The sequence below is a fragment of the Cellulophaga sp. HaHaR_3_176 genome (assembly GCF_019021925.1).
Classification (GTDB): Bacteria; Bacteroidota; Bacteroidia; order Flavobacteriales; family Flavobacteriaceae; genus Cellulophaga.
On sequence record NZ_CP058990.1, the window covers coordinates 3,622,095 to 3,639,039 of the forward strand.

The following is a 16,945-nucleotide window of genomic DNA, read 5'->3' on the forward strand; positions in this document are numbered from 1 at the left end:
TTTGTTTTATTTATGCAGGGCTAATTGAATTCGTTTTCTAGGTACATCAACATCTAAAACTTTTACAATTATTTGTTGTTGCAACGTAACATGTTCATTTACATCTTTTACAAAAGAGTCTGATAGGTTAGATACATGAATAAGCCCACTTTCTTTAATACCAATATCGACAAAACAACCAAAGTTGGTAATGTTATTTACGATACCAGGTAATAATTGCCCTTCGTGTAAATCTGAAATGGATTTTATATTTTGGTCAAAGGTGAAAACTTTAGCTTTTTCTCTAGTATCTAAACCTGGTTTTTCAAGTTCTTTTAAGATATCTTTTAGTGTTGGTAGCCCAATCTCATCTGTGCAATATTTATTTAAGTTGATACTTTGTAATTCTGTTTTATTACCAATTAATTCTGATATAGATGAACCTTTATCTTCAGCCATTTTTTTTATGAGCGAATAACGTTCAGGGTGAACGGCAGAATCATCTAAAGGGTTTTTAGCATCTTTAATTCTTAAAAATGCCGCACCTTGTTCAAAAGCTTTACCGCCTAAGCGTGGTACTTTTTTAATTTCGCTCCTGCTTGAAAAACTACCATTTTCATTACGGTAGCTTACAATGTTTTCAGCAAGTTTTGGACCAATACCAGATACATAACTTAATAATGGAACACTTGCCGTGTTGATATTTACACCAACAGAGTTTACGCAACTTTCAACAACAGTATCTAATGATGTTTTTAATTTAGATTGGTCCACATCATGCTGGTATTGACCAACACCGATAGATTTTGGATCTATTTTCACGAGTTCGGCTAACGGATCAGCTAACCTTCTTCCGATAGAAACAGAACCACGAACCGTAACATCGTAATTCGGAAACTCATCACGGGCAATTTTTGATGCGGAATAGATAGATGCTCCTGCTTCACTTACCACAAAAACTTCTATTGGGTTTTTAAAAAATATGCGTTTTACTAAATCTTCTGTTTCTCTTGAAGCAGTACCATTACCAATCGCAATTGCTTCTATTTTGTAAGCATCTATTAATGAGCTAATCTTTTTTATAGCGCCTGTGCTGTCGTTTTGTGGCGCGTGTGGGTAAATATTTTCATTATGCAGTAAGTCACCTTGTTCACTAAGGCAAACCACTTTACAGCCCGATTTAAAGCCAGGATCTATAGCGAGAATTCTTTTTTCACCTAAAGGTGCGCCTAATAGGAGTTGTTTTAGATTTTTTGAGAAAACTTGTATCGCATCTTCATCTGCTTTTTCTTTTGCAGCTTTTAAAGTTTCGTTAGATAGTGAGGGGAATAATAAGCGTTTAAAGGCATCTTGTATGGCAAGCTCAATATGTTTTGCACATGTATTTTTCGATTTTATAATTCGATCAGTAATTCTATCAATTGCTTTCTCATTATCAATTTCAACTTTAACACGAATGAATTTTTCATTTTCAGCACGTAAAATTGCTAAAAAGCGGTGAGAAGGACAGCGGCTTAATGATTCAGACCAATCGAAATAATCACGAAATTTTTGAGCCTTTTCATCGTTTTTCTTAGTTCCTATTACTTTTGTTGTGATTTGAGCGAAACGGTTTAGCTGGTTTCTAATTTGATTTCGAACATCGGTACGTTCATTTATCCACTCAGCAATTATATGTCGAGCACCTTCAAGGGCATCATCTTCATTAAGAATACTTTCGTTTAAATATTGAGAAGCGATATGGTCAATCTCTTCTGTGTTTTGTGACATTATTATTTTAGCTAAAGGCTCTAACCCATTTTTAATAGCCGTTTCAGCTTTGGTTTTACGCTTTTTCTTAAATGGCAAGTATAAATCCTCTAAAGCAATTAAATCTTCAGCCTGTTCAAACTTTTTTTGAAGCTCTGGAGTTAATGAACCCTGTTCATCAACAGATTTTATAATGGTTAGTTTTCTTTTTTCTAATACTTCAAATTGTTCTTTAAACTTTACAATATCGCCAATTTGAACCTCATCAAGGTTACCTGTTTTTTCTTTTCGGTAACGTGATATAAAGGGAATAGTACAATCTTCATTTAAGAGTTCAACCGTGTTTTGAATACTCTTTTCAGAAATTTGAGTGTATTTTATGATATAGGGGATAAGTTGCATAACTGCTATAAATTTTAAAACCTATGCAATATAAATACTGCATAGGTTTTAAAATCAATTTTATCGAAATAGTTAAGCAACTTTTTTCATCAAATCAAAACAAGGACATTTTTTACAACGCTTACTTTCTGATTTTTTGTATTTGCTACAGCATTTTGTTTTTACCTTATCACCTATTTTAATAGGTGTTTTAGATAGCTTTTTTAATGCTTTTTTCTCTTTCTTTTTTTGCTTTTTTTTGCCCAAAACAAATTATATAAAAATAATATGAAGCAAACATAGTTATTTTTACTTAATCTAAATAAGATTAATTGTTAAATTATTGAGCTGTATCTATTGAAGCTGAGGTAATTGTAAGTTGTTGTATGTCTCTATCAAATAAGTAAAGTCCACCTTTATCATCACCAATCAGGTTTATTTTGTCTAAAATTGTTCTAGCCATAGCTTCTTCTTCTATTTGTTCAGCCACGTACCACTGTAAAAAGTTGTGAGTAGCATAATCTTTCTCTTGAAGACTAATGTGTACTAATTCGTTAATACTACCAGAAACAAAAACTTCATGTTCAAATAATTTTTCAAACATTTCTTTAAAAGATGAAAAAGTAACATTAGGAGCTGATAATTCAGAAATTTGAGCGTGACCACCACGTTCATTTATGAATTTTACAAGCTTAAGCATATGATCACGCTCTTCTTGAGATTGATCGTACATGAAACCTGCAACACCTTCTAAACCTTTAACTTCAGCCCAGCATGCCATTGCCAAATAAATTTGAGAAGATTCTGCTTCTATTTTTATCTGATCGTTAAGTGCTTTTTCTATATTTTTTGATAACATAATTTTATTTTTAATTAAAGTTACGAATTAATTGATTGTCTCTCCATTATTAACGCCATCAGTATCTGGATTTACAAAAACTAATTTTCCATTGGCATCTTCAGTCATTAAAATCATACCTTCACTATCAACACCACGTAATGCTCTTGGTGCAAGGTTTACTAAAACAGTAACTTTTTTTCCAATAATTTCTTCTGGCTTAAAACTTTCTGCAATTCCAGAAACGATAGTTCTAACATCAATACCTGTATCTACTTTTAATACTAAAAGTTTTTTAGCTTTTGGCATTTTTTCAGCTTCGATAATGGTACCTACTCTAATATCTAATTTTGAAAAATCATCAAACGTTATTGTTTCTTTTTGTGCAGTCACTTCTTTATTTGCGTTTTCGTTAGCCTTTTTAGTAGCTTCAAGTTTATCTAATTGTGCTTGTATAGCTTCGTCTTCCACTTTAGAAAATAATAATTCAGCTGCACCAATTTGATGATTAGCAGCAATTAAAATTTCTTTTTCAGAAATATCAGACCAACTATTTAAGCCTTCAGTTTTTAAGATACCTTTTAATTTAGTAGCTGTAAAAGGTAAAAATGGTTCGCTTAAAACGGCTAAAGCAGAAGCAATTTGCAATGCGACAAACATGATGGTTTTTACTCTTTCTTCGTCTTGTTTTATAACCTTCCAAGGTTCTTCGTCTGCTAAGTATTTATTGCCTAAACGAGCTAAATTCATTAACTCTTGCCCAGCTTCTCTAAAACGGTAACGTTCTATAGAACTAGATATAATTTCAGGATATTTTTTAATTTCTGCTAATGTATCTTTATCTATATCTGAAAATTCAGCTGGAGCAGGAATAATACCATTATAGTATTTATTGCTTAATACAACTACACGGTTAATAAAGTTACCAAAAATAGCAACTAACTCATTATTATTTCTTGCTTGAAAATCTTTCCAAGTAAAATCATTATCCTTTGTCTCGGGAGCATTTGCCGTTAGTGTATAGCGTAAAACATCTTGCATGTTCGGAAAATCTTCTAAATATTCATGTAACCAAACAGCCCAGTTTTTAGAAGTAGACAATTTGTTGCCTTCTAAATTTAAAAATTCGTTGGCAGGCACGTTATCAGGTAGAATATAACCGCCATGAGCTTTTAAAATACTAGGGAAGATAATACAGTGAAAAACAATATTGTCTTTACCAATAAAATGAACCATTTTAGTGTTTTCATCTTTCCAATAAGGTTCCCAATCTTTTCCTTCGCGAGCAGCCCATTCTTTTGTAGATGAAATGTAACCAATAGGCGCATCAAACCAAACATATAATACTTTTCCTTCTCCGCCAGGTACTGGTACAGGTATACCCCAATCTAAATCACGAGTTACAGCACGTGGTTTTAAACCATCATCAATCCAAGATTTACATTGGCCGTATACGTTAGGTTTCCAATCGTTTTTATGTCCTTCTAAAATCCATTTTTTTAAAAACTCTTCATGTCTGTCTAAAGGTAAAAACCAATGTTTGGTTTCTTTTACTGTAGGTACAGCTCCTGAAATAGTAGATTTTGGATTTATTAAATCGGTAGCATTTAATGTAGAACCACAATTTTCACACTGGTCTCCATACGCTTCTTCATTGCCACATTTTGGGCATGTACCGACAACAAATCTATCTGCTAGAAATTGATTCGCTTCAGCGTCATATAATTGTTCTGTAGTTTCTTCAATAAAATCGCCATGCTCATACATTGTTTTAAAAAACTCAGATGCAGTTTCATGATGAATAGGAGCAGAAGTTCTTGAGTAATTATCAAATGTAATACCAAAATCTAGAAAAGATTGCTTGATAATTGCATGGTATTTATCAATTATCTCTTGTGGAGAAACACCTTCTTTTTTAGCTTTCATAGAAATAGCAACACCATGTTCATCGCTACCACAAACAAAAGCAACATCTTTACCTGTTAAACGTAAATATCTGCTATAAATATCTGCAGGAACATAAACACCTGCTAAATGACCTATATGTATAGGGCCATTGGTGTATGGTAAGGCAGCTGTAATAGTATATCTAGATGGGTTTTTGAGTTTCTCGGACATGGAAATAATTAAATTAAGCTGCAAAAATAAAGATTTTTAAGTGAGAGCTCTATTTTACTTTGAAAAACTAGCTTTATATCAACAATTATAAGATATTTCTTACGTTTTAATATTGTAAATAAATAAAATTATGAGTAATCAAAAACCAAACCCGAAAGAAAAATTAAATTTTAAGTTGCCAGAGACATCGAGTACTATAAAAAATACTGACGATGTAGCGCGTTTATATAAGGATAAAAATCATGAAGTTAAAAAGGCATTAGCTTTTAAAACTAATGCAGATAAAAGTAAATTAGCTTAAGGTATTCATACAAAAACCATTTCACTAAATAAATACAAGTGAAATGGTTTTAATGTCGTTAAATGAGAATTTTTAAGCTACCATAACAGATTTACTCATTTTTTTATCTTGTACACGTATTCTATAAATGTACTTACCTGCAGCTAAATGTTTAGACATGCGTTCTCTAATATTTATCTCTACAGCACCTTGTAACATCATTTCATTAAATACGGTACCTAAATTTTGTCCCATTATGTTGTATAATTGAATATCTACATGCGAAGTAAAAGGAAGCTCTAAATGAATCCAAGGGTTTTCTTTAGTAGGGTAATATGGTTTATGTACAACTTGGTTTAACAATTCTGGCGTAGGGTCAATAGCAACTGGCTCATCTACAGTAGGCGGAGTAGGTTCACCATCACTTAATTCTAAATCATCTAAAGTTTCACCACTACAATTAAAACCAAGGTTAATTGCTTTATATGGGTGGCCTAGTAAATGTTTTTCAACTAAACCTCTATCTACACAAAGCCATTCGGCTAAAACGGTACCATAAAGCTCTCTAAAATCTACAGTATATTCTAAGTTACCTCTTCCATCAGGATCATCTAATTTTGGATGTTCACCTACAAAGGCACTACCATTTAAGCCTGAACCAAAAAATAAGGTTGGTGCAGCTTTTCCGTGGTCGGTTCCATTAGATCCGTTTTCATAAATTCTTCTTCCAAATTCAGAAAAAGTCATACTTAAAACTTTATCGTCTTGTTGCGTAAAAGCAATATCTTCATAAAAGTTATTAATAGCAGCAGACAATTGTGTCATTAATCTTTCATGGGTTAGAGGTTGATTACCGTGTGTATCAAAACCGCCCATAGATATCATATATACTTTTGTACCTAAATTACCTTTTATCAATCTAGCAAGTAATGCCATTTGTTTAGCAAAACCATTATCTTGATACTCTACTTGGTTTTCACCACGCTCGTAAGCTTCATGTATTTTTCCTGAATATTCGTAAGTAGTATTAGCAACACCTCTTAAAAACTTTATTTGATCACCATACATGCAATCGTTGAAAAGAGTATCATCTAAACCAAAATTATCACCAGTTTCAGCAATTCTTTCTAATTGATCTATATTACTAGTTACAAAGGCATAATTAGTTTCTTCACCTTGAAAAACTAAGCTTCCGTATTGTCCAATTTGTATAGCAGCAGGTGCTTCAGGTGGATTCATTAAATAATCAGGATAAGACTCTTCAAAGTGTCTACCCATCCAACCTGTATTTTCTCCTGAAAAACCTGTGGTATTTAAAGGGTCAGTGTTTGCAAAAATATCTGATCCCGTAAAATGAGATAAACTTTGGTTTTTATACCCAACACCGTTAACCGCTTTAAACTGACCTTCACCCCAAAGAGGTTCTAATGATTTCATATAAGAAGGAATACCAAACTCATCGGTAAGCTTTAAAACTTTACTTTCTGGAATATAAATATTTGGTCGTGCATTAGCATAGGTATCATATTGTTCGATAGGTATTACGGTACTTAAACCATCATTACCACCTGCTAATCGTATTAATATTAAAATTTTGTCTGTTTCTGTATCTGCAATAGCACTAGAAAGTGGCGATGCAGATGACGCACTTACAATATTACTCCCTAGCATCATTGACCCAGAACCAACTATTCCCATAGCTTGTAAAAAAGATCGCCTATTCCATAGTTTATGCTCTAAATCGTGACCTTCATGGTCTTTTCCTTTATGGGGTGTGTTATGAGTATCGCACATAGTGGTAGGTTATTTTAATTGAAATTCTGGTTGTCTAATAATGTGTAGTAATAAAAAGTAGGTTTGTTGTCTTGACGATTCCGCATAGCTATAAAGATCCCAAGAGCCATCTCCGTCAGGTGATGCGTAATATTGTGTTAAACCATCATCTCTGAAAACATCTAGTGCATTTTGCAATTCATCATCTGCAATACCTTTTGGTAATAATTTATTTAAAATTGCAGTGGTTACAACATCCGGATTATTCTCTGTTGATGGATTAGGGGTAACAGAAACTGCGAAATCAAAAAATTGTTCAGGGCTGTTTGTGTAAAATAACTCTAAAAACATTTCAGCAGATAACCATCTGCCAATCATAAAGTTTGTATTTATCCAATATCGATCTCTATACCAACCTTCTACACCAGGCTGGTTAAAAATTTCTTGACCAAGTAATTCAGATGTATTTATAATATTAGCTATAATACTATCATCATAAGAAAAACCAGTTTCATTAATAAGGTTGAAATATAAATCAAACGGACTTTTTATAAGTACACCAATTGCTTCTTCATCAAAAAAATGTTGACTTTTAAAAAGTTGAGAAAGTACAGGTGCAATTTCAAAGTTTTCGGCTCTAAAAGTAGTAGCCATACCATTTATAATTTGTTCTGCATTTCCTGCCGCATCAGTTGAATCTGGGTGAACAAAAAATTCATATAACTTTTTGCAAATAAAGTAGCTTATCTCGTTTGGTCTTTCAGTAAACAGTATGTTTATAACATCATCATAACCCCAGTTTCCTGTTTGGTTAAAGATAGTTTTAGTAGTAGCGTCATGTTTAGTAACATCAAAAGTTACAGGAGACCATTGTATATCGCCTCTTTCGACATAACCAGTTAGTGCTCTGGCAGTTTCAATAATATCGTCTTCAGTGTAATTATTACCTTCACCTAAACAGAAGAGCTCGTAAATTTCACGAGCATAATTCTCATTTGGATTATTTCCGTTATTAAAAACCCCATCTAAATAATAAAGCATAGCATTTGTTAAGCCTATTTCGCTAGTAAAATCTTTAAAATTTCCAATTGAAAAGCGCTGTAAACAGTTTGTGTATTGATATAGGTAGGAAGGAGCTTCATAATTTCTAACTTCTGTAACAAAATGATTGCTCCAGAAAAAACTAAGACGATCTCTTAGGTTATTAGTAAGAACATCATTACTGTAAGCAAGAATCCAATTTTCTCTTTGAGCATTTAAAATTTCACGACTCAAATCTCCATCATCAGGGTAATTTGCTCTATTCCAATTAGCCCAAGCTGGTTCAGGAGTTAGTGGTTTACTTGAAGCTTCATTTATTAATTCGTCTATAACAACATTAACAGATCTTCCTATTGCTGAGTTTATAGTTTCTACAGATGCACTTAAACCTAACCTTCTATATAAATGCTCTGCTTTTTGTTTATCTAACGAGGCGGAAAGCGGAGCAAGTGGGGAAGTATTACAATTTATAAAATATTCCATAATATTTTAAGCGTTAAGTTTTTGGTTGTTGGGGAATATAATTTTATATATTTCTATAATTAAATGAGATATATTATATACTATAACTCATTTATTACAATAAAATTACGCAGGTATCAATTTTTCGGACGTTTAAGTACTAATATTTTCGACGAATTACATTACTTAAAATAGTAATATTTAAAATATATGGCTGATCATAACGAATTTGGAAAAATAGGAGAGCAATTAGCGGTTGATTTTTTAATTAAAAAAGGTTTCAAAATTAAACATAGAAACTATCGATATTTAAAAGCTGAAATTGATGTTATAGCGCAGGTTTCTAATCAGTTAGTTGTGGTAGAAGTAAAGGCTAGAGCCTCTGGTTTTATAGGTGATTTGAAAGATATGATACCAAAGAAGAAAAGAGATTTATTAGTGCTTGCTGCGAACAATTATGTAATTGAAAAAAATATAGATTTAGAAATTAGGTTTGATGTAATAACCATTGTTAAAGAAAATGGGACTTATACAATTGACCATATTGAAGATGCTTTTTATTTTTTTTAAGGATTTGTTTTATTTATAACAATTTGTTATATTTGCATCTCACAACAAGTACACATGAAAACAATATCTTCTGTAGTAGAGAACTACATTAAAAAGAAACCATTTTTGCAAAGTGCTCTTGCACAAGGAATTATTAATCTTACTTCTTTATCAAGAATTGTTAAACCAGAAATTGAATCAGAATTAGGTAAAGACATTCGTAATGGAGCAATAGTAATGGCTTTAAAAAGACTTTCTGATGATTTAGAGTTTAGAGCAACTCATAAAATTATAAAAGTTTTAAAAAACATTGGTGAAATCACAGTTCGTTCTTCATTAACTGATTTTACATTTTTATTATCAGATTCAATTCTAGAAAATCAACGTTTACTACTTAAAGAAGTAAATAAAGATAAAGATGTTTTTTACACATCTTCGAGAGGGGTTAACGAATTAAACATAGTAGTAAGTAACAGTCTTGATAAAACTGTTGAAGAATTGTTTGAATCAGAACGCTGTACTCAAAAAGCAGAAAACTTATCTTCTATTACAGTTAAATTACCTTCTGAAAACGTATCTGTACCAGGTATTTATTACTTTATATTTCAGCGTTTAGCTTGGGAGGGTATTGTGCTTTATGAAGTTATATCAACAACCAACGAGTTTACTATTTTAGTAGATGATGAACATGTTGATATTGCTTTTAAAACAATAAAAGATTTAAAAAGTTTATAATTAATATTTGATGCGGTTAGTAGATTTTTTCTAAAAATTCTACTACCGCTTTATCATCTTCTGGTTTTGCAATAATTCTTTTGTCTTTATCTAGAATATAATATGTTGGTGTTGAGTGAATATCATATAAATCAGCATATTCACTATCCCATTTTCCTAAAGAAATAGCATGTTCAAAACCTTCTAACTTTTTTGTTTCTAATTTCCAGTTTACAGTGTCATCTTCTAAACCAACAGCAATAATTTTTATAGCTGCATTATTTTTTAATTCTTTATGCAATGCAGGTAATTCTTTTAAGCAATGGCCGCATGTACTACTCCAAAAAATTAAAACATAGTTTGTAGCATCTTTTAAGGTGCTTAGTTTTTTTAAATCGCTACCATTCTTCCAAGTTAATTCAGGAGCTAAAACACCTAATCGAAGTCTGGCATAAGCTTCCATTTCTTTTTTAGCTTCCGTATTATTAGTTTCAGTAGCTAAATCTTTTAATGTGTTTTCAAAAATAAAGTCAGATACAGAATTATAATTATAAGCTACAGCGTAATCCCATAAATTTTTATAAACATCATATCTGAAATTTGCATCAGTCCCATTCAGATAATAAGCTATTTTTTTAGCGTTTTTAATAATTTCTTTTTGTGTGTTTTCTTTCGATAACGTTTCTAAAGGCAAAGCTGTAAATACATAGTTTGCAACTTTATCTCTCAAATAGCTTGAACTTATTAAAGTAGCATCTTTAAAATCTGTTGTATTAAAATAATTTTCTTTTTTGTGTAAAACGTATTCTTCAACAGACTCTACTTTATTCGGTATGTAAGGCTGGTTAGAGGTAATAAAACTATGAGCTAATAACCCTTCCGATTTTATTTCATATTCCTTTTGAAGATTTTTCATCTTCTCTGTTATTTTCAAAAAAGCAGACGAATTGCTACTTCCTTTTTGATAAAAGCCAATAATTTCTTTCTCTAATAAACTTAGTTTATAAAGGTGTTCGGTAAGTATTATGTTTTCTGTAGATGTTACAAAAGAAGCACCTTGATCAGAATTAAAGTTGAAAACAATATCTTCTTTTCCATTATACAACACATCAAAATTATATTCTTCTTGTGGTACAGCGTAAACTAGTCTATAAGATCCAGGTAGAGCATCGGCAGGTAAGTTTAAAGTGAATTTACCTTTGTCAATTTTTGTATCAGCTACATAAACTTGCGAACCAGGTTTTATTCTATAGGCAATTAACCAGGTATAATCTTCTGCAGGCGAAAATGTACCCGAAATAGTATGTTGTGCACTTAAATTTATAGTTAATAAGGTGATAAAAAGTAAAAGAATATGTTTCATGTTTTATGTTTTACAAAAATCACTCCAATAATTAATTTGAAGCTAATTTAGTTTCTTTTTCAAAAGGCTGCATTGCTAAATAGGCACTATCGGTAGATCTTATGTTTTCAAAAACCAATAATAATCTTAAGCCATTTCTGGTTTGTTTTTCTTTAATTTTACAAAGCTTTGGGTGCGATTGTACAAATTGTAAAACCTTCGTGAAATTAGTGCTTTGATAAAATTCAGACTGTTGATCAGATATAAAATACCCTATCATTTTGCCCTGCTTCATTACAATTTTTTCTAGTCCAATACTATTTGCAATCCATTTGATGCGAACAGAATTTAGCAAATCTTCTACTTCAATAGGTAATTCACCAAAACGATCGGTTAAATCAGCTTCAAATTTCTTTAAACCGTCTTCATCTTTAATTAGGTTAAGTTCTGTATATAAATTTAATCGCTCTGTAATATTGTTTACATAATCATCAGGAAAAAGTATTTCGAAGTCGGCATCTATTTGAGTTTCTTTTACAAAAACCTTCTCATGTTTATGGCCTTCTATTTCTTCATATAAATCTTTAAATTCATTTTCCTTAAGCTCATCAACAGCTTCAGCTAATATTTTTTGGTAAGCATCAAACCCAACATCATTAATAAAGCCGCTCTGTTCTCCCCCAAGGATATCACCCGCGCCACGTATTTCTAAATCTTTCATGGCAATATTGAAACCGCTACCTAACTCAGTAAATTGCTCTAAAGCTTCAATACGTTTTCTAGCATCAGATGTCATTACATCATGAGGCGGAGTAATAAAGTAACAGAAGGCTTTTTTGTTACTTCGACCAACTCTACCACGCATTTGGTGTAAATCACTCAAACCAAAGTTATTCGCATTATTTATAAAAATGGTATTTGCATTTGATACATCTAACCCACTTTCAATAATAGTTGTAGAGACAAGAACATCAAACTCTCCGTTAATAAAGGTAAGCATAAGAGTTTCTAATTTTTTACCTTCCATTTGGCCGTGACCAATGCCAATTTTAGCATCTGGTACTAATCGCTGAATTAAACCCGCTACTTCTTTAATATTTTCTACTCGGTTATGAATAAAAAATACTTGACCACCACGCTGTATTTCATAATTAACAGCATCTCTAATTGTTTCTTCTGAAAAGCGAATAACTTCACTTTGTATTGGGTATCGGTTTGGTGGTGCGGTGTTAATAACAGATAAATCACGAGCAGCCATCAAACTAAATTGTAGCGTTCTTGGTATAGGTGTAGCTGTTAATGTTAAAACATCTACATTTTCTTTAATAGATTTTAATTTGTCTTTTACTGCAACTCCGAATTTTTGTTCTTCATCTACAATTAATAAACCTAAGTCTTTAAATTTCACGTTTTTATTTACCAATTGGTGTGTGCCAATAATAATATCAACGTTGCCAGACTCTAAACGTTCTAAAGTATCTTTTTTCTCTTTAGCTGTTCTAAATCTGTTTAAATAATCAACATTTACAGGCATATCTTTTAAACGCTCTCTAAATGTTCTACTATGTTGAAAAGCAAGAATAGTTGTGGGTACTAAAACGGCTACTTGTTTTCCGTTAGCAACTGCTTTGAAGGCAGCTCTGATGGCAACTTCTGTTTTTCCGAAACCTACATCACCACAAATTAAACGATCCATGGGGCGTTCGCTCTCCATGTCACGCTTAATATCTTCAGTAGCTTTACTTTGATCGGGAGTATCTTCGTAAATAAAAGAAGCTTCAAGTTCATGCTGCATATATCCATCAGGCGCATATTGAAAACCTTTTTGAAGTCTCCTTTTTGCGTAAACCTGTATTAAATCGAAAGCAATTTTCTTAACTCTAGATTTTGCTTTGTCTTTTACTTTTTTCCAAGCACCAGAACCTAATTTGTATATTTTCGGTGGCGTACCATCTTTGCCATTGAATTTTGAAATTTTATGTAGTGAGTGTATGCTTACATATAGTATATCACGCTCACCGTATACCAATTTAATAGCTTCTTGTTTTTTACCTTCAACATCAATTTTTTGTAATCCTCCAAATTTTCCAACACCATGGTCCATATGGGTAACATAATCACCAACTTCTAAACGGTTAAGTTCTTTTAGCGTAATGGCTTGTTTTTTAGAATAACCATTCTTTAAATGAAACTTATGATAGCGTTCAAATATTTGATGATCTGTAAAACAGGTTAATTTTAAATCAACATCAATAAATCCTTGGTGTAAATTAAAAACAATGGTTTTGTAATGTACTTTTTCGCCAACCTCATCAAAAATGTCATGAAAACGTTGCGCTTGCTGTTCTGTAGAACAAAATATATAATTCGTAAAACCAGCTTTATGCTGCTCATTTAATGTTTCAATTAATAAGTCGAATTTTTTATTAAAGGAAGGTTGAGGTCTTGTATTGAAATCAAGCTTAACAAGATCATCTTTTGTTCCTGAATTGCCAGAATAAATTAAATTGAAATCGTTTAATTCTTTCTTAAATAATTCAGCATCTACAAATAACGCTTTAGGCTCAGCATGTTTAATTTCGCTAGATAGTTTTGAAAAAGCTTCTTTAGCTTTTTCAAAAAAGGAATCTAACCTGTCTAAGAGTAATTCTAAATCACTACTGTAAATTACGGTGTTAGATGCTATATATTTTAAAAAGCTTTCTCTAGATTCATCTAAAAATTTATTTTCAACATTAGGTATAATGGTGATTTTATTTATTTTATCGAGAGATAGTTGTGTTTCTACATCAAAAGTTCTAATACTTTCTACTTCATCACCAAAAAATTCTAAACGGTAAGGTTCGTCATTAGAAAAAGAGAATACATCTACGATACCACCACGAACAGAAAATTCTCCTGGCTCCGTGACAAAATCTACCCGTTTAAATTTATATTCGAATAGCACTTCGTTTAAAAAATCGAGAGATAAAGAATCTTCAATTTTTATTTTTAGAGTGTTTTTATCTAGTTCCTTTCGGGTAACTACTTTTTCGAAAAGAGCATCGGGGTAGGTTACTATTACTGCGGGCTTCTTACGTGAGTTAATTCTGTTTAAAACCTCAGCTCGTAATAATACGTTTGCATTATCAGTTTCTTCAATTTGATAAGGTCTACGGTAACTACCAGGGTAAAACAACACATCTTTTTCTCCAATCAATTGTTCTAAATCATTCAGGTGGTAAGCAGCATGTTCTTTATCATTAAAGATTAGTAGAAATGGCTTTTCTGAAGCTTTAAAAGCATCTGTTAAAACAAAGGAAAGTGATGAACCAATAAGGCCCTTTAATGCAACTTTGCCGTTATTTTTTTCAAAATTAGAAATAGAAGATTGCAGTTTCTGCGATTGCGGAGACTGTGAGAATAGTTGTTGAATAATGTTTTGGCTCAACTTTATAACTTTTCTGCAAATATAATCATACATCTTAAATGCATTGCGTTCATTTTTAATCAATATGAATCACTTTTTATCTCAAAAAGTGCAGAACTTGGTGGTTCTATAAAAATAAGAAGATGGCAAACAAGAAATTTGATGTATTTGTAATAGGAGGTGGTAGTGCAGGACAAGCTGTAGCAAAGTCATGTGCCGAAGCAGGAATGAGTGTGGCAATTACGGAACGTCGTGATTATGGAGGTACCTGTCCATTGCGCGGTTGTGATCCAAAAAAAGCGCTTTTAGCATCGACAGAAGTTTTAGAAATGGCTAATAATATGAAGGGTAATGGAATTTTAACAATTCCAAAGCTTTCATGGAAGGATATGCAGAAGTTTAAAAAGACATTTACAAAACCTATTCCTAAGGCTTCAAAAGATAGCTTAAAAGAGTTAGGGATTACTGTTTTTTCTGGTGCAGCTTCTTTTCTATCAGAAACAACAATCACTTTAGGCGATGAAATTATTGAAGCCGATAAATTTGTTATAGCTATAGGACTGAAGCCTATTGAATTACCTATTGAAGGCGCTGCCTTACTAAAGACCAGTGGGGACTTTCTTAATTTAAAAAAGCTTCCAGAGCATTTAGTATTTATTGGCGGAGGATATATAGGAATGGAATTTGCTCATATGGCGGCAAGGGCAGGAGCAAAGGTGACTGTTATTCATTCTCATGAAAGACCATTGCAAGGTTTTGATCCTGATTTAGTAGATACCTTAGTTACTTATTCTGAAAAAATAGGGATTAAATTTTTATTTAATGCGAAAGTTAATAAGTTGAAAAAAGGAAAAAATAAGTTTAAAGTGTATTATGAGCATGAGGATACAACCAAGCATATTAAGGCAAGTATTGTCTTTAATACCGCTGGGCGTGTACCTGCAATAGACCAACTTGATTTAGAGAAGGCAAAGGTTTCTTTTAGCGAAAAAGGAATTGAAGTAAATGAATACCTTCAAAATTCTAAAAATGATAATGTCTATGCCTGTGGTGATGTTACCGATTATGGGTTGCCGTTGACTTCTATGACGGGGCCAGAAGCAAATACTGTTTCGGCAAATATTATTAAGGGGAATAAGTCAAAAATAGATACGCCAGTAATTCCTTCTGTGGTATTTACTTTACCTAATCTAGCTAGTGTAGGTTTAAGTGAAGAAGAAGCTAAGAAAAGATATAAAAACGTACTCGTAAATCATGAGTCTGCCACAGATTGGTTTAATGCCAAACGTATCAATGCGCCCATATATGCTTATAAAGTTCTAATTAATGAGCGTACAAAAGCAATTGTAGGTGCCCATATTATAGGCCCGCATGCAGGTGAAACTATCAATCTATTTTCATTAGCCATCCGAAAAGAGATGACGGTTGATGATATGAAGGCTATAGTATTTACGTATCCTTCTTGGGGTTATGATGTGAATAGAATGTTATAAAGATTCTTTTAAACGTTCTTTTAATTTAATAGCAGGGCCAGTGGCCCTGTTTTTATATGCGTGGTAAAAAGTAGATGAGAATAGTATAACACTGGCCACTACCGCTGTATATGCGATTTCAGGATGGTTTTCAATTTGACGAACGTAGATAGCGATAAATGCCCAAACGGCCACAAGTGCAAATTCTCTCATGTTTCGTTTATAGGTCATCAAAAGATTTATCAATGTAGCAATACCTATCATAAGTATGGCCCAATTAGCTTCTGATAAAAACCCACCAGACCAGCCAAGTTTTGCTAGATAGGCAGTAACATTTGCAATGGTCGCTACCGTAATCCATCCGCTATATAAACAAATAGGCCACCATACAAAGGCAATAATTTCTATCGGAGCATCCCAACGTTCCATATTGGTATTTAGGATGATCTTTATTAAAGAAAACAAGATCCCAAACATAATTAAAACAGATAGCCCTGTATAATCATACACGAAGGCAAAGACCCATAACCCATTTAGAAAATTAGTGATAGCAAACCAATATCCCGTTTGTAAGATAAAATCGGTTTTCTTAACACTAAAAAAAGCTCTTCGCACTTGAAAAATAGCATATCCTATTAAAGACAAAAAAATTAGGCCCCAAATGGCAAATGCATAACCTGCTGGCGTAAACAAATTGTCGTATTGTTTACTTATTTCGCCTATAGTGGTATTGTTAAATTTTAATGCTTGTGATACATAGTTAACGATAATCACGAAGAGTACAGAGGCCGAGTTTACTAGTGCTAATTTCTTTTCCATAGGATAAAATTAAGTGCCT

At 32.3% G+C, this 16,945-nt stretch carries 12 protein-coding genes; 4 read left to right on the forward strand and 8 right to left on the reverse strand.

Annotation, left to right across the window (positions count from 1 at the left end; all coding sequences use genetic code 11):
• Window positions 1-6: 6 nt before the first annotated feature.
• From H0I23_RS15955 to metG, 3 genes are all read right to left on the reverse strand, one after another.
• On the reverse strand, window positions 7-2,130 hold the full coding sequence (locus H0I23_RS15955) for a Tex family protein (protein ID WP_216784280.1): 2,124 nt from the start codon (window positions 2,128-2,130) through the stop codon (window positions 7-9).
• 319 nt (window positions 2,131-2,449) lie between these two features.
• A complete protein-coding gene (locus tag H0I23_RS15960; RefSeq protein WP_216784281.1) occupies window positions 2,450-2,968 on the reverse strand; it encodes a ferritin in 519 nt (172 codons plus the stop codon).
• Between the two features lie 27 nt (window positions 2,969-2,995).
• Entirely contained in the window at window positions 2,996-5,065 is a 2,070-nt protein-coding gene (metG, locus tag H0I23_RS15965; protein ID WP_216784282.1) for a methionine--tRNA ligase, read from the reverse strand.
• 130 nt (window positions 5,066-5,195) lie between these two features.
• Between metG and H0I23_RS15970 the strand changes: the two genes are divergently transcribed.
• Window positions 5,196-5,366 (forward strand): hypothetical protein, encoded by a 171-nt coding sequence (locus tag H0I23_RS15970; protein ID WP_216784283.1) that lies wholly within the window; start codon window positions 5,196-5,198, stop codon window positions 5,364-5,366.
• Window positions 5,367-5,438: 72 nt separating this feature from the next.
• Here H0I23_RS15970 and H0I23_RS15975 read toward each other — a convergent pair whose 3' ends face one another.
• Together H0I23_RS15975 and H0I23_RS15980 are read right to left on the reverse strand one after the other, a co-directional pair.
• A complete protein-coding gene (locus H0I23_RS15975; RefSeq protein WP_216784284.1) occupies window positions 5,439-7,139 on the reverse strand; it encodes a DUF1501 domain-containing protein in 1,701 nt (566 codons plus the stop codon).
• 9 nt (window positions 7,140-7,148) lie between these two features.
• Window positions 7,149-8,642 (reverse strand): DUF1800 family protein, encoded by a 1,494-nt coding sequence (locus tag H0I23_RS15980; RefSeq protein ID WP_216784285.1) that lies wholly within the window; start codon window positions 8,640-8,642, stop codon window positions 7,149-7,151.
• Window positions 8,643-8,831: 189 nt separating this feature from the next.
• Between H0I23_RS15980 and H0I23_RS15985 the strand changes: the two genes are divergently transcribed.
• Together H0I23_RS15985 and H0I23_RS15990 are read left to right on the forward strand one after the other, a co-directional pair.
• Window positions 8,832-9,191: a YraN family protein gene (locus H0I23_RS15985; protein WP_216784286.1), complete on the forward strand. Its 360-nt coding sequence runs from the start codon at window positions 8,832-8,834 to the stop codon at window positions 9,189-9,191.
• Between the two features lie 54 nt (window positions 9,192-9,245).
• The gene (locus H0I23_RS15990) at window positions 9,246-9,905 is read left to right on the forward strand and encodes an aspartate kinase (RefSeq protein ID WP_216784287.1); all 660 of its coding nucleotides are present in this window, start codon (window positions 9,246-9,248) and stop codon (window positions 9,903-9,905) included.
• 16 nt (window positions 9,906-9,921) lie between these two features.
• Here the strand turns inward: H0I23_RS15990 and H0I23_RS15995 are convergent, their stop codons facing one another.
• Window positions 9,922-11,247, reverse strand: a complete 1,326-nt coding sequence (locus tag H0I23_RS15995; protein WP_216784288.1) for a TlpA disulfide reductase family protein — start codon at window positions 11,245-11,247, stop codon at window positions 9,922-9,924.
• A 31-nt stretch (window positions 11,248-11,278) separates the two neighbouring features.
• Window positions 11,279-14,689 carry a transcription-repair coupling factor gene (mfd, locus tag H0I23_RS16000; protein WP_371736673.1) on the reverse strand — a complete coding sequence of 1,137 codons (3,411 nt, stop codon included), beginning with the start codon at window positions 14,687-14,689 and terminating at the stop codon, window positions 11,279-11,281.
• Between the two features lie 89 nt (window positions 14,690-14,778).
• Here mfd and H0I23_RS16005 point away from each other — a divergent pair, with 89 nt between their 5' ends.
• Window positions 14,779-16,128 (forward strand): NAD(P)/FAD-dependent oxidoreductase, encoded by a 1,350-nt coding sequence (locus tag H0I23_RS16005; RefSeq protein WP_216784289.1) that lies wholly within the window; start codon window positions 14,779-14,781, stop codon window positions 16,126-16,128.
• Here the strand turns inward: H0I23_RS16005 and H0I23_RS16010 are convergent.
• Window positions 16,123-16,926: a tryptophan-rich sensory protein gene (locus tag H0I23_RS16010; RefSeq protein WP_216784290.1), complete on the reverse strand. Its 804-nt coding sequence runs from the start codon at window positions 16,924-16,926 to the stop codon at window positions 16,123-16,125. The genes H0I23_RS16005 and H0I23_RS16010 overlap by 6 nt on opposite strands.
• Window positions 16,927-16,945: the final 19 nt, after the last annotated feature.

Excerpts from the sequence above, each read along its gene's own strand:
- H0I23_RS15955 (WP_216784280.1), bottom strand. The coding sequence starts at position 2,130 with ATGCAACTTATCCCCTATATCATAAAATACACTCAAATTTCTGAAAAG.
- H0I23_RS15960 (WP_216784281.1), bottom strand. The coding sequence starts at position 2,968 with ATGTTATCAAAAAATATAGAAAAAGCACTTAACGATCAGATAAAAATA.
- metG (WP_216784282.1), bottom strand. The coding sequence starts at position 5,065 with ATGTCCGAGAAACTCAAAAACCCATCTAGATATACTATTACAGCTGCC.
- H0I23_RS15970 (WP_216784283.1), top strand. The coding sequence starts at position 5,196 with ATGAGTAATCAAAAACCAAACCCGAAAGAAAAATTAAATTTTAAGTTG.
- H0I23_RS15975 (WP_216784284.1), bottom strand. The coding sequence starts at position 7,139 with ATGTGCGATACTCATAACACACCCCATAAAGGAAAAGACCATGAAGGT.
- H0I23_RS15980 (WP_216784285.1), bottom strand. The coding sequence starts at position 8,642 with ATGGAATATTTTATAAATTGTAATACTTCCCCACTTGCTCCGCTTTCC.
- H0I23_RS15985 (WP_216784286.1), top strand. The coding sequence starts at position 8,832 with ATGGCTGATCATAACGAATTTGGAAAAATAGGAGAGCAATTAGCGGTT.
- H0I23_RS15990 (WP_216784287.1), top strand. The coding sequence starts at position 9,246 with ATGAAAACAATATCTTCTGTAGTAGAGAACTACATTAAAAAGAAACCA.
- H0I23_RS15995 (WP_216784288.1), bottom strand. The coding sequence starts at position 11,247 with ATGAAACATATTCTTTTACTTTTTATCACCTTATTAACTATAAATTTA.
- mfd (WP_371736673.1), bottom strand. The coding sequence starts at position 14,689 with ATGTATGATTATATTTGCAGAAAAGTTATAAAGTTGAGCCAAAACATT.
- H0I23_RS16005 (WP_216784289.1), top strand. The coding sequence starts at position 14,779 with ATGGCAAACAAGAAATTTGATGTATTTGTAATAGGAGGTGGTAGTGCA.
- H0I23_RS16010 (WP_216784290.1), bottom strand. The coding sequence starts at position 16,926 with ATGGAAAAGAAATTAGCACTAGTAAACTCGGCCTCTGTACTCTTCGTG.